Source organism: Achromobacter pulmonis (assembly GCF_021733725.1).
GTDB classification, from domain to species: domain Bacteria; phylum Pseudomonadota; class Gammaproteobacteria; order Burkholderiales; family Burkholderiaceae_B; genus Achromobacter; species Achromobacter pulmonis.
Map to the genome: position 1 here is coordinate 4718189 of NZ_JAIFOT010000001.1, position 14657 is coordinate 4732845.

Genomic DNA, 14657 nt, shown 5'->3' on the forward strand with positions numbered 1-14657 from the left:
TGTATCCTCGCAAGCGTGCCGCGCCCGCATCCCGGGCCGCCGGCCCGCGCAAGAGAACATGGACGGCGCTCACCCGCGCCAGTCCGGCACTGCCCGACCAGGAGACATCGACATGCTTTTGACCGAAGAACAACTCAGCGTCCAGGACATGGCGCACCGTTTTGCGCAGGAACGCCTGGCGCCGAATTCGGAGCGCTGGGACCGCGAACACCACTATCCGGCCGATGCCATCCGCGAAATGGCCGAGCTGGGCTTTTTCGGCATGCTGGTGCCGGAGGAATGGGACGGCAACGCCAGCGGCTACCTGTCGTACGCCGTGGCGCTCGAAGAGATCGCGGCCGGCAACGGCGCCTGCTCGACCATCATGAGCGTGCACAACTCGGTCGCCTGCATGCCGATCCTGAAGTACGGCACCGACGCGCAGAAAGACCAGTTCCTGCGGCCGCTCGCCAGCGGTGCGTCCATCGGCGGCTTCGCGCTGACCGAACCGCAGGCTGGTTCCGACGCCAGCAGCCTGCGCACCCGCGCGGTGCGCGATGGCGACCACTACGTGCTCAACGGCGCCAAGCAGTTCATCACCTCGGGCCGCACCGGGCAGTTGGTGATCGTGTTCGCGGTGACCGACCCGCAGGCCGGCAAGCGCGGCATCTCGGCCTTCATCGTGCCGACCGACACGCCGGGCTATCAGGTGGTGCGGGTCGAAGACAAGCTCGGCCAGCATCTGTCGGATACCTGCCAGATCGCCTTCGAGGACATGCGTATTCCCGCCGCGTGGCGGCTGGGCGAGGAGGGCGAGGGTTACAGGATCGCGCTGTCGAACCTGGAGGGCGGGCGCATCGGCATCGCCGCCCAATCGGTCGGCATGGCGCGCGCGGCGTTCGAGTGCGCGCGCGACTATGCGCGCGACCGCCAGGCTTTCGGCAAACCGATCATGGAGCACCAGGCGGTGTCGTTCCGGCTGGCGGACATGGCCACGCAGATCCACGCGGCGCGCCAGATGGTGCTGCACGCGGCCGCGTTGCGCGAGGCCGGCCGGCCGGCGCTGACCGAGGCCTCGATGGCCAAGCTGTTCGCTTCAGAAATGGCCGAGAAGGTCTGCTCGGCCGCCATCCAGACGCTGGGCGGCTATGGCTACCTGGCCGACTTCCCGGTCGAACGCATCTATCGCGATGTGCGCGTGTGCCAGATCTACGAAGGCACCAGCGATATCCAGCGGTTGGTGATCGCGCGCGCGCTGTAAGCGGAGGCGCCGTTTGGCGGCCGCCCGCGCCGGCGGCGCGCTGGACGTGGCGGGCAGGGCAGAACGCCGCGCCCGCCGGGTCTCAGTCCAGCAGGGCCTGCACCGCGGCCTGCGCCGGCGCCGCCAGTGGCTGCTCGCGTTGCAGCCGCGCGATCTTTTCCTCGAACTCGCCGGCTACGTCGGGCCGTACCGTCTTCATGGCGCGCACCGTCTGCGCCAGCAGCAGGCGCGCGTTGACGCTGTGCGGAAAATCCAGGCACTGGCGCAGGTTGCCGTCCAGGATCTCGCGTTCGCCATTGAGCTGCCCGGGCTGGTCCGGGTTGGCGCCGTTGCAGCGCACCGCCAGCAACTGCTCCAGGCGCAGCAGGTAATACGGGAAGGCCGCGCCGTCCGGGACCGTATAGTGGGCCGGGGCCGTCAACGGCGGCCGCGCGGTGACGCGGCCTGCCAGCGCCACCAGCTCCTCGGTCAGGCGCTGAATCGCGGCGGTCGGGTCGGCCATCGGGAATTCGGCCGACAGGGCGCCGACGCACTCGGCGTCTTCGGTGCGCACCATGCGCACCTCGGCGCGCCACGGCTCGGCGGTGGTGACCAGGTGCGAGATCACTACGAAATCGCTTTGCGCCTCGCATTGCTGCGCGTAGCCGACGGCATCGGTGTCGTCCCAGGCCGCGCCGCTGAGCAGGAAGCCGGGATGGGGTTCGGTCAGCCACGGCACCAGCGTCTGCGTGCGCAGGCCGCAGCGCAGCGCCAACTGCTCGTTGAAGTACAGCGGCAGCGCGCGGCTCAGGCGGCCGGTGGCGTCGGCCAGTTGCCGCTCGGCGCGCTCGGGCGCCGCGCCGATCTCGGCCGAGCCGCCCAGGAACGACACCAGTGGACGGTCGGGCGTCACCGGTGTGAACAGTGCCGCCGCGGGCGACTCGGGCGTCAGCCACACCGGGCCGCGACCCAGCAGCATCGCCAGCCGCATCTGCGCCGGTTCGGCCGCGCCGTCGCCCAGCGCGGCGCGCGCCAGTTCGGTGTCCCAATAGGCCAGGTTGTCCTTCCAGTCGGGGCGCTGCTGCGCGTAGAGCTGGTCGAGGATGGCGCGGGCCTGGTCGGGCCGGCCCAGTTCGACGTAGGCGCGGATCAGGTTGTTGCCGACCTGGATGCCGTGCACGGCGGCATCGAAGCGCGGCCCGGCGAGCTGCACGATCGGCTCGATCGCGCCGGCGTTGCCCAGATCGCCGCTCATCTGCGCCAGCAGGTCGGCGGGCGCGGGCGTGCCGGCGCGCGTCAGCGCTTGTTGGTACATGGCGAGCGCGCCGGACAGGTTGTGCGCGCCCAGTTCGCCGTGCGCCAGCCACAGCTGGGCGCGCCAGCTGCCGGGCAGCGCGGCGACCTTGCGCATGGCGGCCACGCCGGCCGCATCGCCGCCGTGCTCGCGGTGGATGGCCTCGTACCAGCCCAGGCCGTTGTCCTGGTTCGGGTCCAGCTCCAGCGCGCGCCACAGCGTTTCCAGGGCGGCGGCCTCATCGCCGCGCTCGTCCTGGATCTTGGCCAGGTTGGTCAGGACGACACCGGTTGCGCCATGTTGGCCGATGAAGTCGCGCAGGGCACGCTCGGCCTGGTCCAGGCGGCCGGTTTTCATGTGGACGATGGCCTGCAGCACCACGCCGCGCTCGACGCCGGGCTGCAGTTCGACCAGACGGTCGGCGGGCTTGAGCATTTCATCGATGAAACCGTCGCCAAGCGACTGGATGATCAGGCCGGCCAGGGAATCGGCGTCATCCCAGTGGCGCTCGATGGCGCCGGCCAGCACGTTGTCGCGCCATTGGTCGCGCGGCACGAAGATCTCGCGGCCGTAGGCGTCGTAGGCGCGGATCATGCCGGCCTGTTCGTCCGGTCCGGCAACCGGCACGGCGTCAGTCGCGGGCGAGGCGCCGTCAGCGGCGGGGGCGGCTTGCGTGCCAGGCTGTTTCTTCAGGAAGCTCATGGGATGTGGTTTCCAGGGTTCAGGCGCCAAGCGCGCGGGCGCGGCATTCGCGGCGGCTGGGATCGGCGCGGGCGTCCGGCCCGGCGCCGGCGGTCAGGGTTTCAGGTCGCGCAGCAGCTTGGCCAGTTCCGGCGCCGTCATCAGCGACACGCCCTGGGCGCGGGCGTACTGCAGTGCGTTGTCGGATACCTCGCCCAGGGCGATATAAATGGCTTCGCGCGCGCCGCGCTTTTCGCGCGCGGTCTGCAGTTCGCGCAGGGGCTCGACGCCGACGCGCGCGGCCTTCCAGCGCTTGGCGCCGACCATCGCGACGTGGCCGTCCTTGGTCAGGGCGAAATCGGCGCCGGGTCCTTGCAGCCGTTCGACCTCGCAGCCGTCGCGGCGAAAGCCGGCTTCGACCGTGGCGGCGAATTGCTGCCAAGACATGGCCGCGGCGGCTTGCGCCACGGCCTCGACGCGGGCGCCCGAGGGCGCGCGCAGTTGCTTGTAAGCCGCCATGATGGCGATCACCGCGAACGGCACCGCCGCGAACACGCCCATGGCCGCGTACTCCAGCGGCAGGACGGCGAAACCGCCCGCCGACAGCAGCAGCGCCACGCCGGCGCTCATCCACCAGGGCGAGCGCAGCAGCACCGCGAAGATGGAATTCTGCGACATCTTGAACTTCATGATGCGCGCACCACGATACGCGTGTCGCCGCAGGTGACGATCTGGCCGGGCCGGATCTTGGCGGTCTTGCGGTGTTCAACCACGCCGCCCACGCTCACGCGGCCGGCGGCCACCAGCATCTTGCCGGCGCCGCCGCTGTCGCAGACGCCGGTGGCCTTGAGCAGCTGGTTGACTTCAATAAAAGGGCTGCCTTCGGCAAGCGTGAATTCGATGATGGGCATGGAAAGAACGGCTGTTGAAAGAAAGGCGGGCGGCGCTCAGCCCTGGCCATCCGGCACATTGCCGCCGGCGGGGGGCACGGGCGGGCCGGGCGGCGCGTCGGCCGGCGCCACCGGACGGCCATTGGGGGCTTCGGCGCGCGCCATCCAGGCAATCAGCGACGAGCGCATGGCTTCCTCGACCGACATCTGGATCGGCTGCACCCATTCCTGCGGCACGAACACGGTGTACCCCCCGATCATATAGCCCATCGGCAGATAGACGGCGACCCGGTCGCCCTGGGAGAAACCTTCCGGCAGGCCTTCCAGGCTGCGGCGCGTCACCAGGCCGACCAGCTCCAACTGCTGGCCCGGGATGCGCAGGATCACCACCTGCTGGGCGGTGGCCTTGGAGCTGGGCGAGAAGTAGTCGGCGAAGCTCTTGAGCGACGAATAGATGCTCTTGACCACCGGCAGGTTGGTGAAGGGCATTTCCAGCAGCGTCATGACGCGCTTGACGCGCTCCTTGGACACCAGGTAGCCGATCGCCAGGATGCCCAGGATGCCCAGCAGCAATCCCAGGCCCGGGAAGTAGAAGCCGCCGATGAAGGGGCGCAGGAAGGTCAGCGCCACTGCCTCGGTCCAGGCCAGGAAGATGTACAGCAGGTAGATCGTCAGCGCCAGCGGCAGGACGGTGATCAGTCCACGGAAAAAGTACTTGTAGAGACGGGTCATAGTCGTAAAGCCAGGAAATCGGGGTCGGGCTCGGCGCGTCGCGCGAACCGGAAGGGCCGCCAGCATAGCAGCAGGCGGCGCAAGGTCCGGTAACAAGACGCGGGAATTGCTACCGGTCGACGGGCAGGTACAGGGTCTCCTTGATTTCCTCCATCACCACATAGCTGCGTGATTCGGCCGACGCGGGCAGGCGCTTGAGGATCTCGCCCAGAAGACGGCGGTACTCGTTCATCTCGGTCAGGCGGGCCTTGACCAGGTAATCGAAATCGCCCGACACCAGGTGGCATTCCATGACTTCGGGCACATACAGCAGCTCTTTCTTGACCTTGTCGAACACGTCGCCCGACTTGGCAGAGAGCTTGATCTCCAGGAACACCAGCAGGTTCTTGCCGAGCGCCGCCGGATTGACGCGCGCATGGTAACCGGAGATCACACCCTCGCGCTCCATGCGCTTGATGCGGTCCGAGCAGGGGGTGGCCGACAGGCTCACCCGCTCGGCCAGTTCCGTCACGGAAATACGGCCTTCGCGCTGCAGGATATCCAGGATTTTGAGGTCGATACGGTCGAGGTCGCGCATTTCACTTTTGGCGGTCGAAAAAGGAGGTCTGTCCGGGAAAAAGCACTGCCGAATGAAAATAATCAGTGTTTTTCACTGCGATCAGGCTCTTAGACTACCGAAATTCCCGACCAAATCCAAACTTCGGAAAGAATCATGCACGTCATCGTCCTCGGCAGCGGCGTCATCGGCACCACCACCGCCTATTACCTGGCCCGTCAGGGCGCCAAAGTGACGGTGCTGGAGCGCCAGCCCGGCTCCGCCCTGGAGACCAGCTATGCCAATGCCGGCCAGGTCTCGCCGGGCTATTCCACGCCATGGGCCGCGCCTGGCATTCCGCTCAAGGCCATCAAGTGGCTGTTCAAGAAGCACGCGCCGTTGGCGATCCGCCTGGATGGCAGCCTGTATCAGCTGAAATGGATGGCGGCGATGCTGGCCAACTGTTCGGCCGAGCGCTACGCGGTCAACAAGGAACGCATGCTGCGCCTGGCTGAATATAGCCGCGACTGCCTGCGCGAACTGCGCGCCGACACCGGTATCCATTATGAAGAGCGCGCCCGCGGCACGCTGCAACTGTTCCGCACCGAGGCGCAGATGGAAGCCGCGCGCCGCGATATCGCGGTGCTGGAAGAAGTGGGCGTGCCCTACGAACTGCTGGACCGCAACCGCCTGGTGACCGCCGAACCGGCCTTGGCGCGTTCGCTGCACAAGCTGGCCGGCGGCCTGCGCCTGCCCAACGACGAGACCGGCGACTGCCGCCTGTTCACCACCCGCCTGGCCGAAATGGCCGCGGCGCTGGGCGTGGAGTTCCGCTACAACCAGTCGGTGAGCGGCCTGAACACCGCCGGCGGCCAGGTCACTGGCGTGCGCGTCGGCAACGACGTCCTGACGGCCGACCGCTACGTCGCCGCCTTCGGCAGCTACACCCGCGACTTTCTGGCGCCGCTCGGCCTGGAACTGCCGGTGTATCCGGTCAAGGGCTACTCGCTGACCATCCCCATGAAGGACGACGCCGCCGCGCCGGTCTCGACCATCCTGGACGAGACCTACAAGATCGCCGTCACCCGCTTCGACGACCGTATCCGCGTCGGCGGCATGGCCGAGTTGTCGGGCTTCGACCTGCGCCTGAAGGACGCCCGCCGCAAAACCCTGGAACTGGTGGTCGACGACCTGTTCCCGGGCAGCGGCGACGTGGCCCGCGCCGAGTTCTGGACCGGCCTGCGCCCCATGACGCCGGACAGCACGCCCGTGGTCGGCCCGACCCGCTATGGCAACCTGTTCCTGAATACGGGGCACGGCACGCTGGGTTGGACCATGGCCTGCGGCTCGGGCAAGCTGGTGGCCGACCAGGTGCTGGGCCAGCGTCCGCAGATCCGCACCGACGGCCTGGCGCTGTCGCGCTACGACCGCCACGCGTCGGCTGAACGGCCGTTGGTGCTGGGCGGCAAGGGCGCCTGATCCGCGGTCGATCCCTCCCATCCATTTTTCCCCCGGCGCCGGCCATAAGCCGGCGTCCCGACGGCCCGGCCGGCACACAATGCCCGCCGGGCCGTTGTTCCGTGCGAATCCGGGCGGATGTTTCTGCGACAGCGCCACGCGTGCGGATGTCCCTGGCGGCCGGCCTGGGCCTCTACAATCCCGGCATGACCCATTTCCTGCATACCGCCGATTGGCAGATCGGCCGTCAGTACGGCCAGTTCGACACCGATGACGCCGCCTTGCTGGCCGAGGCCCGCATCGATGTCGTCACGCGCATCGCCGCGCTGGCCGCCGAGCGCCAGGTCGACGCGGTGCTGGTGGCTGGCGACGTGTTCGACACCCAGGCCGTGTCCGACCGCACCATCCGCCGCCTGTTCGCCGCGCTGGCCGGCTACACCGGCCCCTGGGTCATGATCGCCGGCAACCACGACGCGGCGCTGGCCGACAGCGTCTGGAGCCGCGCCGCGCAACTGGGCTGCATTCCGCCCAATGTGCAGGTGCCGTTGCGTGCGGGCGTGGTCGACCTGGCGCCGCAGAACCTCGCGGTGCTGGCCGCGCCGCTCACGCAGCGCCATACCTACGACGACGTCACCCAGGCCTTCGACGCCATGGAATCCCAGGCCGGCCGTGTCCGCGTCGGCCTGGCCCACGGCAGCGTGGCCGGACGCCTGCCCGACACGATCGACGCCACCAACCCGATCGCGCCCGACCGCGCCGCCCGCGCGCGGCTCGACTACCTGGCGCTGGGCGACTGGCACGGTTGCCTGTCCATCGACGAACGCACCTGGTACGCCGGCACGCCCGAGCAGGACCGCTTCCGTGGCAACGAACCCGGCTATGCGCTGGACGTGCGCATCGCCGCGCCCGGCGCCGCACCGCAGGTCGAACGCGTGGCCACCGGCAGGTACCGCTGGTCGGCCTGGACCGAAACCCTGAGCCTGCCGACCGACGCCCAGGCGCTGGCCGAACGCCTGGCGGCGCTGCGGGCCGATGACGTGCTGCGGCTGGAATTGCAGGGCCACGTCAACGTGCCGACCTGGGAGGCGCTGCAACGCGCCGTCGCTCAGGCTGCCGCGCAGGCCAGGGCCGTGCTGGCCGATTTTTCCGGCCTGTTGCTCGAACCCGACGAGGCCGATCTGGCGCAACTGGGGGCCGCCAGCGGTTATGTCGGCGAAGTGGCCGCGCAGTTGCGGGCCATGCAGGCCGATCCCGATCAGGCGGCGGTGGCTGGCGAAGCGTTGCGGCTGCTGCTGCGGTTCCAGCGCGAAGGCACGGCCGCGGGAGGCGCGCAATGAAGCTCACGCGCATCGCCCTGGAAGAGTTCCGCAAGTTCCGCCAACCGCTGGTGCTGGATGGCCTGCAGGATGGCCTGAACCTGTTCGTCGGCCCCAACGAAGCCGGCAAGAGCACCGTGGCCGCGGCCATCCGCGCCGCGTTCCTGGAGCGCTACAGCACCCGCACCGTGTCCGACCTGGCCCCACGGGGCGAGAGCGGCGCGCGGCCCGGCGTCGAGCTGGCGTTCAGCCATGACGGCCATGATTACCAGCTGAAGAAATACTTCCTGTCGCGGGCCCGCTGCGAGCTGCTGGTCGACGGCGGTGCGCAGCGCCTTGAAGGCGAGGAAGCCGAGAACACGCTGGCCGCGCTGCTCGGTTTCGAACTGGCCACGCGTGGCCAGAGCAAGCCCGACCTGGCCGGCGTGCCGGGCCTGCTGTGGATCCAGCAGGGCGAGGGCCAGAACCTGCAAACCGCCGCCGGCCATGCCGGCAGCCATCTGCGCGAAGCCCTGACGCAATTGTCGGGCGAGTTGGCCTCCGGCGACGGCGACCGGCTGTACGAGCGCGTGGCCGCAGAACGCGCCACCTTGCTGGACGCGCGCAATGGCCGTCCCAAGGGCATCTACAAAGACGCGGAGGACGCGCTCGCCGCCGCCCAGGCCGAGCGTGACAGTTGCGCCCAGGCCAAGGCCCAGCTCGATGCCGACGTCGACCGGCTGGCGGCGCTGCGCGCCGAGCATGCGCGCGCCGAGGCCGGCCAACCGTGGAAGGACTTCGAGGCCCGCGCCGCCGAGGCGCGCGCCCGGCTGGCCGCCGTGGCCAAGGAACGCGAGGCGTTCGAAGGGCTGCAACGCGAACAACGCCAGGCGGCGCAGACGCTCGCGGTGCTGCAGGAACAGGTGCGCCGCGACCAGCAGGATGAAGCCGAATTCCAGGCCCTGGCGGCGCAGGCCCGGGCTGCGCGCGCGGCGGTCCATGAGGCGCAGGCGCCGTTGGCCCGTGCCCGCAAGCTGCGCGACACGCACGCCGCCGCCGCCGAAGCGGCGCGCCAGCGGGTCGCGGCCGTACAGGCCGTGGCCGACCGCCGCGACCTCGAACACCAGCTCGAGCAGTTGGCGCGCGACATCGAACGCCTGGATGGCGCGCTCGAGGAAGCCACCCGCCTGATCGAGCAGGGCTCGACCTTGAAGGCCGAATCCGTGCGCATCGAGATCGCCGACGCCGACATCCAGGCCTTGCGCAAGAGCGAACGCGCATTGGGCGACTTGCAATTGCGCCAGCAGGCCATCGCCACGCGCCTGTCATACGCGCTGGAGGCGGGCCGCGAGGCGCGGCTGGACGGCGCCGCGCTGGCCGGCAGCGGCGAGTTGCTGCTGACCGCCGCGGCCGAACTGGAACTGCCCGGACTGGGCCGCCTGCGCATCGAGCCGGGTGGCCAGGACCTGCCGGCGCTCAAGCGCGAGCTGGCCGAGATGCAGGCGGCCAGCGCCGCCTTGCTGTCGCGCCTGGGCGTGGCCCACGCGGCCGAGGCCGAGGAACGCCATGCGCGCGGCATCGCCTTGCAGCGCGAGCTGGAAGCCATGCGCAAGACACTGGCGATCCACGCGCCCAAGGGCGTGGACGCATTGCGCGCCCAGCGCAATGAGGCTCAGGCACGGCGCACGCAGCTGGCCGACAGGCTGGCGCTGCTGCCGCCGGCGGCGGCTGCAGGTGACGCCGATGCGCCCGCCGCGCGCCAGGCGCTGCGCGATGCGGAAGCCAGCGCGGCGCAAGCCGAGCAGGCGCTGGCGGCGGCCCAGCGCGCCTTGGATGCCGACAGCGCCCGCGCCCAACTGCTGGAGACCCAGGCCGGCGCGCGCGGCGCCGAACTGCAGTCGCCCGAGCGCGCGGCGCAGCGCCAGGCCCGCGCCGGCCGGCTGGCCGAAGCGCGCAATGGCCATGACCTGCTCGAACAACGCCTGCGTCAGGCGCAAGCCGCTTTGGAGGCGCTGCGCCCGGAATTGCTGGAACAGGACGCCCAGCGCTACGAGAAATCCGCCGCGATCGAACGCGACGCGCAGCACAAACGCCATAGCGAGATCCAGCAACTGCTGGGCAAGCTGGAACAGGCCGGCGCGCAAGGCCTGGGCGAGCGCCTGTCCGAAGCCGAGGCCGCCTGCGAACGCCTGCAGCGCCGCCGCGACGAATTCCAGCGCCGCGCGCAGGCGCTGGATCTGCTGTCGACCCTGCTGGCGAGCAAGCGCGATGCCGCCACCCAACGCCTGCAGGCGCCGCTGGCGCGCCGCCTGGGTCACTACCTGGCGCTGCTGTTCCCCGATTCCGCGCTGCGCCTGGACGAGGCCTTGCTGCCTGCGGCCTTGCAACGCGCGGGCGGCGAGGACCCGCTGGACGCGCTCAGCTTCGGCACGCGTGAGCAATTGGGCATCCTGGCGCGCTTTGCCTATGCCGACCTGCTGCGCGAGGCCGGTCGGCCGACGCTGTTGTTGCTGGACGATGCGCTGGTGCACACCGACGATGGCCGCCGCGACCTGATGAAGCGTGCGTTGTTCGATGCCGCCACGCGCCACCAGATCCTGATGTTCACTTGCCATGGCGAAGCCTGGCGCGACCTGGGCGTCGAACAGCGCCGCATCGGCGGTTGACGCATCGGCGCCAAGCCCAAGCCCGGTGCGGACCGGTGCCGGCAAGCGCGTGGGCGGCGGCGTGTGCAGGCGCCGGTCAGCTTGACGCCGCTTTCCGGCGTCGGTAGCCTATGCGGGTTCCTCTCCGAACCTGACGCCTTCCACATGCCCAACTTCACGCCCTCCGCCGAATCTGCCTTGGCTGCCCTCGCAGCCGGCGCCGGCCTGCGCGCGAGCCTGCGGCATGGCGTGCAGTCTCCCGTGGTTTCTCCTGTCGTCTCGACGGTCGTGTCGCCGCCGGCCGCGCCGCCGTGCGATGTCGTCGTCGGTGTCGCGGGCGCCTATCCGCCCGTGGCCACCGTCGCCGGCTGACCGCCGCAAACTTCCCGCTCCCGCTTTACCGCCTGGATCCGCCGCGCTGATGCGCCGACGCGTTCGCGTCCGCCCGCCGCGAGTCCTGGCCTGATCCGTCCGCGCATCGCAAGGCGCGCGGCGCCGCGGGAGCCTGTTCCATACCCGACAGGTAGAAATTCTCATGTCTTCAAATCGCAATGCGTGGGCCGCCTACGGCTCCACCACGTTGTTCGTGCTGCTGTGGAGCGGCGGCGCGATCTTCGCCAAATGGGGCCTGGCGCATGCCTCGGCCTTTGGCTTCCTGCTGCTGCGCTTCGTCCTGGCCCTGGCTGTCCTGCTGCTGATCTGCGCGGGGCGGCGGCGCTGGCTGCCAGCGCCGGGCACGCGCGGCATCGTCGCGCTGACCGGGCTGCTGTTGATCGGCAGCTATTCCATCTGCTATCTGCTGGCGCTGGACCACGGCATCACGCCGGGCGTGCTGGCCACGCTGCTGGGCGCGCAACCCATCCTGACCCTGGCGCTGCTGGAGCGCCGCTTTGCGCCGCGACGGCTGGCGGGCCTGCTGCTGTGCCTGGGCGGATTGGGCATGGTGATGTTCCAGAGCATCGGCATGGCGCGTTTCTCGCTGGTCGGCATGGCCTTCGCTTTCGCGGCGCTGCTCAGCATGACGGCCGGCGCCATCCTGCAAAAGCGCGTGCGCCAGGCGCCCATGGACGTCATGCCGCTGCAGTACGTGGTGAGCCTGGCGCTGTGCCTGCTGTTCGCGCCGTTCCAGCCGCTGCGCGCGGATTGGAGCCCGGGCTTCATTCTGCCGCTGCTGTGGATGGGCCTGGTGATTTCGGTTGGCGCGACACTGCTGTTCTACCGCATGATCCAGTCCGGCAACCTGGTCAACGTCACCAGCCTGTTCTACCTGGTGCCGGCCGGCACCGCGGCGCTGGATTACCTGGTGCTGGGCAACCGGCTGTCGCTGCTGAGCCTGGGCGGCATGGCGGGAATTCTGCTGGGGTTGATGCTGGCGCTGCGCGCGCCGGCGGCGGTGCGCTCGGGCGGCTGACCGGGGGGGCGTCGCGTGGGGCGGGAGTCTCTCCGCGCCGTGCACGCGGGGTGCCGCGTTGCGCATGGGCATCGCGGCGGCGCCAGCCGCGCCACGCGGGTGTCCACGCGTGGCCTGTCGTTTCGTCCGTGCTACGCGTGCGCGGCTTCTTCCTGGCCGGCCCAGTGTCCGCTGACCAGTTGCAGCGGCCGTTCGCGGGCCTGGACGCGGGCGCAGACCGCCCAGGCGTCCAGGCGCACGTTCAGGCCGGCGTAGACGCCATGGCCGTCGCCGGCCTCGATTCGGCCGTCGGCCTGCACGCCTTCGCCGGCGCGGATCGCGCCGTCGGCGCGGATGTCTTCGCCGGCGATCAACCCCCAGCCGGCGGCCAGGTGGCCGCCGCAGGCGATCGTGGCGCCGGCCTGGATGCCGCAGGCGGCGTTGATGTCCTTGGCGGCCTGGACGTTGCCGCCGGCTTTGATTCCTTGGCCGCACTTGAGGCCGCCTTGCACCTGCACGTCCTGGCCGGCCCGCAGGTGACCGGTCACGGCCAGGTCCTGGCCGGCGCAGATGTCCCACTTGGCGCGCACGTTGCCGCGGCAATCCAGCATCGTGGCGACCTCGATGCCCCATTCGGCGGCAATGTCGCCGCCCGCGCGCAGGTCGCCGGCGCTGGCGATATTGGCGCCGGCGGCGATGTTCTCTCCGGCGACGATCGACTCGCCGGCGCGGATGCCGCCGCCGGTGACGATGCTGCGTCCGGCGCGCACCACGCTGTCGACGTTGATGCCCATGCGCACTTCGAGCGTGCCGGCGAAGACGATGGCGTGGGCATCCAGCGTGTCCAGCTTCAACACCGCATCGGTAGGGCCGAACTGGTCCAGCAGCCAGCAAGCGTCACCGACGCGCCCGTCGGCCACCAGGGCATCGAGGACTGCCTGGTAGTCCCCCTGGCCGTTGTGGTCGCGCAGGAACCATTTGTAGCCGCCCGCGCAGGGGTTCTTGGCTTTGACGAATTTCTTGGTGAGTTGCATGGCGTTCGGTGGCAATCGAGGCGTGGCGCCGCCCGCCGGGCTGGGCCGGCGCGCGGACGAAACAGGGAGCAAAGACCGCCTGGCCATAAAGCGAGGCGGCGGTGCCGGCCGGCCGGGCGCCAGACCGTGCGGTACGTCATCGGGACGTACGGACGTGCGGGCGGCCGGCGGCGGGCCGGGGAGGGCGAGACGGAAGGGAGAGGGAGCGGGCGCTTAGCCGGGCTTGGAACGCGCGTAGGCGCGGCGCGCGGCGACTTCCTGCGAGCTCAACAGGGTCGAGCGCAGGGCGCAAAGGACGCAGGCGGCGTCGGCGGGAGGAGAAAAACGGGTTCGCACGGCCGAGATGGTATCAGAGCGCGGCCGGCGCCGGCGACCCTTGCGGCGCCGGGGCGGCCCTGAATGGTCCGAGTTTCATGCGCCGGGGCCGTTGAACGGGCCGCCGGCCGGCGGCGGCCGGCAACGACGGCCACCGCCCCGCAGCGCGCGGATCAGTTGGTCGACTGGATATGGCGTTCCTTGGCGATGCGCTGGCGCAGTTCCAGTTCACGCTTGATCTGCGCGGCGTACTCGGCCGGCGTGTTGCCGTCGATCAGTGAACCGCCGTCGGCCAGGCGCTGGACGATCTTCGGATCCTTCAGCGCCTTGACGGCGGCGTCGTGGACGCGGTCGATCACGGCCTGCGGCGTGCCCGCGGGGGCCACCAAGCCGTACCAGGCCATGTTGTCCATTTCCGGCAGGCCGCCTTCGGCGAAGGTGGGCACGTCGGGCAGGGCGGGCAAGCGCTTGGGCGCGGCCACGGCCATGGCGCGCAGCTTGCCGGCCTGGATGTGGGGCATGGACGAGGGCAGATTGTCGAACTGGGCGTTGACCTGGCCGGCGATCACGTCGTTGAGCGCGGGACCCGAGCCGCGGTAGGGCACATGCACCATATCCGTCTTGGTCAGCGATTTGAACAGTTCGCCGTCCAGGTGGCCGATGCCGCCGGCGCCCGACGAGGCATAGCTGTACTTGCCGGGATTGGCCTTGAGCAGGGCGATGAACTCGGCCAGCGACTTGGCCGGCACCGCCGGATTCACCGTCAGCACATTGGGCACGTTCACCAGATTGGTGATGGGCGCGAAGTCCTTGATCGGGTTGTACGGATTCTTGGGATTGGTGGCCGGGTTGGTGGCCATGGTGCTGACCGTGGCCACGCCCAGGGTGTAGCCGTCCGGCGTGGCGCGCACCAGCGCATCCGCGCCGATCGAGCCGCCGCCGCCGCCGCGGTTTTCCACCACCACGGGCTGGCCGAGTTCACGGCCCAGGCCTTCGGCCACGATGCGCGCGACGATGTCGGTGGTGCCGCCGGCCGCAAATGGCACGATCAGTCGGATGGGCTTGTTGGGGTAGGCGTCGGCGGCATGCGCGGTGCCGCTGAGGCAAAGGCCGGCGAGGGCGGTGGCCAGGATGGCCTTGGCTTGGGATAGCACGGTCAAGAGTCTTCT

At 70.0% G+C, this 14657-nt stretch carries 13 protein-coding genes; 6 read left to right on the top strand and 7 right to left on the bottom strand.

The window, feature by feature from the left end:
• The first annotated feature begins 112 nt into the window (after nucleotides 1–112).
• Nucleotides 113–1240: an acyl-CoA dehydrogenase family protein gene (locus K2W61_RS21685; RefSeq protein WP_175135247.1), complete on the top strand. Its 1128-nt coding sequence runs from the start codon at nucleotides 113–115 to the stop codon at nucleotides 1238–1240.
• An 82-nt stretch (nucleotides 1241–1322) separates the two neighbouring features.
• On the opposite strand, the gene K2W61_RS21690 is transcribed toward K2W61_RS21685, so the two are convergent.
• The 5 genes from K2W61_RS21690 to K2W61_RS21710 all read right to left on the bottom strand — a co-directional run bounded on the left by K2W61_RS21690 (nucleotide 1323) and on the right by K2W61_RS21710 (nucleotide 5393).
• Complete coding sequence (locus tag K2W61_RS21690; protein WP_236756530.1) at nucleotides 1323–3215, bottom strand: tetratricopeptide repeat protein; 1893 nt, start codon at nucleotides 3213–3215, stop codon at nucleotides 1323–1325.
• Between the two features lie 93 nt (nucleotides 3216–3308).
• Nucleotides 3309–3884, bottom strand: coding sequence for a restriction endonuclease (locus K2W61_RS21695; protein WP_175135245.1), 576 nt, complete (start codon nucleotides 3882–3884; stop codon nucleotides 3309–3311).
• Entirely contained in the window at nucleotides 3881–4105 is a 225-nt protein-coding gene (locus K2W61_RS21700) for an RNA-binding S4 domain-containing protein (protein ID WP_236756531.1), read from the bottom strand. The genes K2W61_RS21695 and K2W61_RS21700 overlap by 4 nt, the downstream gene beginning before the upstream one ends.
• A 36-nt stretch (nucleotides 4106–4141) precedes the next feature.
• Nucleotides 4142–4816, bottom strand: coding sequence for a DUF502 domain-containing protein (locus K2W61_RS21705; protein WP_175139823.1), 675 nt, complete (start codon nucleotides 4814–4816; stop codon nucleotides 4142–4144).
• A 109-nt stretch (nucleotides 4817–4925) separates the two neighbouring features.
• Nucleotides 4926–5393, bottom strand: coding sequence for a winged helix-turn-helix transcriptional regulator (locus K2W61_RS21710; protein ID WP_026383576.1), 468 nt, complete (start codon nucleotides 5391–5393; stop codon nucleotides 4926–4928).
• A 135-nt stretch (nucleotides 5394–5528) separates the two neighbouring features.
• Here K2W61_RS21710 and K2W61_RS21715 point away from each other — a divergent pair, with 135 nt between their 5' ends.
• From K2W61_RS21715 to K2W61_RS21735, 5 genes are all read left to right on the top strand, one after another.
• Complete coding sequence (locus K2W61_RS21715; protein WP_175135243.1) at nucleotides 5529–6830, top strand: D-amino acid dehydrogenase; 1302 nt, start codon at nucleotides 5529–5531, stop codon at nucleotides 6828–6830.
• 185 nt (nucleotides 6831–7015) lie between these two features.
• Nucleotides 7016–8146 (top strand): metallophosphoesterase family protein, encoded by a 1131-nt coding sequence (locus K2W61_RS21720; protein ID WP_175135286.1) that lies wholly within the window; start codon nucleotides 7016–7018, stop codon nucleotides 8144–8146.
• A complete protein-coding gene (locus K2W61_RS21725) occupies nucleotides 8143–10770 on the top strand; it encodes an AAA family ATPase (RefSeq protein WP_236756532.1) in 2628 nt (875 codons plus the stop codon). Before K2W61_RS21720 ends, K2W61_RS21725 begins: the two co-directional genes overlap by 4 nt.
• 81 nt (nucleotides 10771–10851) lie before the next feature.
• Nucleotides 10852–11121, top strand: a complete 270-nt coding sequence (locus K2W61_RS21730; RefSeq protein ID WP_236756533.1) for a hypothetical protein — start codon at nucleotides 10852–10854, stop codon at nucleotides 11119–11121.
• 163 nt (nucleotides 11122–11284) lie between these two features.
• A complete protein-coding gene (locus tag K2W61_RS21735) occupies nucleotides 11285–12160 on the top strand; it encodes a DMT family transporter (protein ID WP_175134622.1) in 876 nt (291 codons plus the stop codon).
• A gap of 131 nt (nucleotides 12161–12291) precedes the next feature.
• Here K2W61_RS21735 and K2W61_RS21740 read toward each other — a convergent pair whose 3' ends face one another.
• Entirely contained in the window at nucleotides 12292–13173 is an 882-nt protein-coding gene (locus K2W61_RS21740; protein ID WP_175139827.1) for a hypothetical protein, read from the bottom strand.
• A gap of 488 nt (nucleotides 13174–13661) precedes the next feature.
• A complete protein-coding gene (locus K2W61_RS21745) occupies nucleotides 13662–14648 on the bottom strand; it encodes a Bug family tripartite tricarboxylate transporter substrate binding protein (RefSeq protein ID WP_175134624.1) in 987 nt (328 codons plus the stop codon).
• Nucleotides 14649–14657 lie beyond the last annotated feature (9 nt).